3 protein-coding genes are annotated in these 3663 nt (G+C 70.9%); 2 read left to right on the top strand and 1 reads right to left on the bottom strand.

Features of this window, described 5'->3' with window-relative positions; all coding sequences use genetic code 11:
* Positions 1-662 precede the first annotated feature (662 nt).
* The gene (gene ndgR / locus ACFWI9_RS28335; protein WP_384933817.1) at positions 663-1379 is read right to left on the bottom strand and encodes an IclR family transcriptional regulator NdgR; all 717 of its coding nucleotides are present in this window, start codon (positions 1377-1379) and stop codon (positions 663-665) included.
* Between the two features lie 176 nt (positions 1380-1555).
* Between ndgR and leuC the strand changes: the two genes are divergently transcribed.
* Together leuC and leuD are read left to right on the top strand one after the other, a co-directional pair.
* The gene (leuC, locus tag ACFWI9_RS28330; RefSeq protein ID WP_387166288.1) at positions 1556-2989 is read left to right on the top strand and encodes a 3-isopropylmalate dehydratase large subunit; all 1434 of its coding nucleotides are present in this window, start codon (positions 1556-1558) and stop codon (positions 2987-2989) included.
* Between the two features lie 5 nt (positions 2990-2994).
* The gene (gene leuD, locus ACFWI9_RS28325) at positions 2995-3588 is read left to right on the top strand and encodes a 3-isopropylmalate dehydratase small subunit (RefSeq protein ID WP_387166286.1); all 594 of its coding nucleotides are present in this window, start codon (positions 2995-2997) and stop codon (positions 3586-3588) included.
* Positions 3589-3663 lie beyond the last annotated feature (75 nt).

Raw genomic sequence — 3663 nt, 5'->3', positions numbered from 1 at the left:
GGAGTACGGCGCGCCCGCGGTCCGTACGACGGCGGCCGGGCGGGTCACCAGCGCCGCGCTGCCGATCGGGCAGGTCGACGGCCGGCAGGCCGCCCCCCCCACCAGCCGTGTGGAAGTCCGCCAGCGCGGGGGCGCGGGGGGGCGGGGGGGCGGGCACGCCCCCCGCCGCTTCTCCGCTCGTCGGTCTCCTTGGAGCTCCCGCCGGACGTTCGCCCACGGGGCGCCTGTGCGGCTCTGTCCGGGGCGGACCTGGCGGCGACGGGGCGAAGGCCGGCCGAGGTACCGCCTCGGGCTCACCGGCTGGTGGTTCACGGTGGTGATCCCACGCGGCATTCCCCGCGGGGCCAGTGAGGCTTTGGTGTGTGTGCGTGCGTGCGTGCGGGGCGGTGATGGTGCGGAGGGCGGCTGGAGGGCACACCGTCGAACTCTTCCCCGGCTCGTGGCCACCAGGGAGATCCCACCTGGTATTTCCCGCGGGGCTTCGCCGAACGGGGGCGGCCGAGGGCAACCCCTGGGCTGCTTCCCCCGCCTCGCGCGGCCGTTCATCGCGGAGCGCCTGCGTGCTCCGTCGCGCGGGCGTGACCGGCCTGACGTGCGGCGGCATCCCCCTGGACTACTCTGGCCGCTTCGCGCCCCCGCGCCCCCTGATCTCCAGCGCAGCGCTACCCCGCCCGGCGCAGTGCGTCCGACAGGCGGGCGGCGGCGTCGATCACCGCCTGGGCGTGCATACGGCCCGGGTGGCGGGTCAGACGCTCGATCGGTCCGGACACCGAGACGGCCGCCACCACCCGGTTCGACGGACCGCGCACCGGGGCGGAAACCGAGGCGACGCCCGGTTCGCGCTCGCCGATCGACTGCGCCCAGCCCCTGCGCCGTACGCCGGACAGTGCGGTCGCCGTGAAGCGTGCGCCCTGGAGGCCCCGGTGCAGGCGCTCCGGCTCCTCCCAGGCCATCAGGATCTGGGCCGAAGACCCGGCCTTCATGGTGAGGGTCGACCCCACGGGCACGGTGTCCCGCAATCCGGACAGCCGCTCGGCGGCTGCCACACAGATCCGCATGTCGCCCTGCCTGCGGTAGAGCTGGGCGCTCTCGCCGGTCACATCCCGCAGATGCGTCAGCACCGGCCCCGCCGTGGCTAGCAGCCGGTCCTCGCCCGCCGCGGCGGCGAGCTCCGACAGCCGGGGGCCCAGGATGAATCTGCCCTGCATATCGCGCGCCACCATCCGGTGGTGCTCCAACGCCACGGCGAGGCGATGCGCCGTGGGCCGCGCGAGCCCGGTCGCTGCGACCAGCCCGGCGAGGGTGGCCGGGCCGGACTCCAGCGCGCTCAGTACCAGCGCTGCCTTGTCGAGAACTCCGACGCCACTAGAGTTGTCCATGCAACGATATTCATGTCTCACTCTGTGAAACGCAAGTTCAAATTCTCCGAGAAGTTGCGAACCTGGTTGTACGGCCGCACGAGGCCCGCGTGCCTCCGCCGGCAACTGCCGGTGCCGCGCCGCGCAATCGATCTCTAGTAGGCGTCCGGCAGCGTTGCCGGGCCGGAGGGAAAGCGATGGGTAGGACACTCGCGGAGAAGGTCTGGGACGACCATGTCGTCCGGCGCGCCGAAGGCGAGCCTGACCTGCTCTTCATCGACCTGCACCTCCTGCACGAGGTGACCAGCCCACAGGCGTTCGACGGCCTCCGCCTCAGCGGGCGCCGGGTGCGGCGGCTCGACCTCACCATCGCCACCGAGGACCACAACACCCCGACGCTCGACATCGACAAGCCGATCGCCGACCCGGTCTCGCGGGCCCAGCTGGAGACCCTGCGCAAGAACTGCGCCGAGTTCGGCGTGCGGCTGCACCCGCTCGGCGATGTCGAGCAGGGAGTCGTCCACGTGGTGGGACCGCAGCTCGGCCTCACCCAGCCGGGCACCACCGTGGTCTGCGGTGACTCCCACACCTCCACCCACGGCGCCTTCGGCGCCCTGGCCTTCGGTATCGGCACCTCGCAGGTCGAGCATGTGCTGGCCACCCAGACCCTGCCGCTGGCCCGCCCCAAGACCATGGCGATCACGGTCGAGGGCGAGCTGCCCGACGGCGTCACCGCCAAGGACCTGATCCTGGCGATCATCGCGAAGATCGGCACCGGAGGCGGTCAGGGCTACATCCTGGAGTACCGCGGCTCCGCCATCGAGAAGCTCTCGATGGAGGCCCGCATGACCATCTGCAACATGTCGATCGAGGCGGGTGCCAGGGCCGGCATGATCGCCCCTGACCAGACGACGTTCGACTATCTCAAGGGCCGGGACCACGCCCCTCGGGGCGAGGACTGGGATGCCGCCGTCGCCTACTGGAAGACCCTCCGAACCGACGACGACGCGGTCTTCGACGCCGAGGTCCTCATCGACGCCGCCGCGCTGTCACCGTTCGTCACCTGGGGCACCAACCCGGGCCAGGGCGCCCCGCTGTCCGCCAGTGTCCCCGACCCTGCTTCGTACGAGGACGCTTCGGAGCGGCTCGCCGCCGAGAAGGCCCTGGAGTACATGGGGTTGACCGCAGGGCAGGCACTGCGCGACATCAAGGTCGACACCGTCTTCGTAGGCTCCTGCACCAACGGCCGCATCGAGGACCTTCGCTCCGCGGCGGCGATCCTGGACGGCCGCAAAGTCGCCGACGAGGTACGGATGCTGGTCGTCCCCGGCTCGGTGCGGGTCGCGCTCCAGGCCGTCGAGGAGGGGCTCGACAAGGTCTTCAAGGAGGCGGGCGCCGAATGGCGGCACGCGGGCTGCTCGATGTGCCTGGGTATGAACCCCGACCAGCTCGCCCCCGGTGAGCGCTCCGCGTCCACCTCCAACCGCAACTTCGAGGGACGGCAGGGCAAGGGCGGTCGTACCCATCTGGTGTCACCGCAGGTCGCCGCCGCCACTGCCGTACTCGGCCACCTGGCGTCACCCGCCGACCTGACCGACCTGTCCGTTCCCCGTACGCCCGCCGGAGTCTGACCGCCATGGAAGCATTCACCACGCACACAGGCCGTGCCGTCCCGCTGCGCCGCAGCAATGTCGACACCGACCAGATCATCCCGGCCCACTGGCTCAAGAAGGTCACCCGCGACGGCTTCGAGGACGGGCTCTTCGAGGCCTGGCGCAGGAACGGCGACTTCGTGCTCAACCAGCCGGAGCGGCAGGGTGCGACGGTGCTGGTCGCGGGCCCCGACTTCGGCACCGGCTCCTCGCGCGAGCACGCCGTCTGGGCGCTCCAGAACTACGGGTTCAAGGCCGTCATCTCCGCGCGCTTCGCCGACATCTTCCGTGGCAACTCGCTCAAGAACGGTCTGCTGACCGTGGTTCTGCCGCAGGAGGCGGTGGACCGGCTCTGGGAGCTGACCGAGTCCGACCCGTTGGCTGAAATCACTGTTGACTTGGAGCAGCGCCAGGTGCGCGCAGAGGGTGTCACCGTCGATTTCGAGCTGGATGAGAACGCCCGCTGGAGGCTGCTGAACGGACTCGACGACATCAGCCTCACCCTTCAGAACGAAGCCGACATCGCGGCCTACGAGGACTCTCGGCCCGCCTTCAAGCCCCGCACAATTGAGGTCTGAGCAGCGCTTTTACCGAACTGCGCCCCCCCCCCGCCCGGGGGGGGGGCCGGGGGGGGTTGTGTGGGGGGGGGATAA

This window comes from Streptomyces sp. NPDC127084, assembly GCF_042724175.1.
Lineage (GTDB): Bacteria > Actinomycetota > Actinomycetes > Streptomycetales > Streptomycetaceae > Streptomyces.
This window is presented reverse-complemented; position numbering and strand designations above follow the sequence as displayed.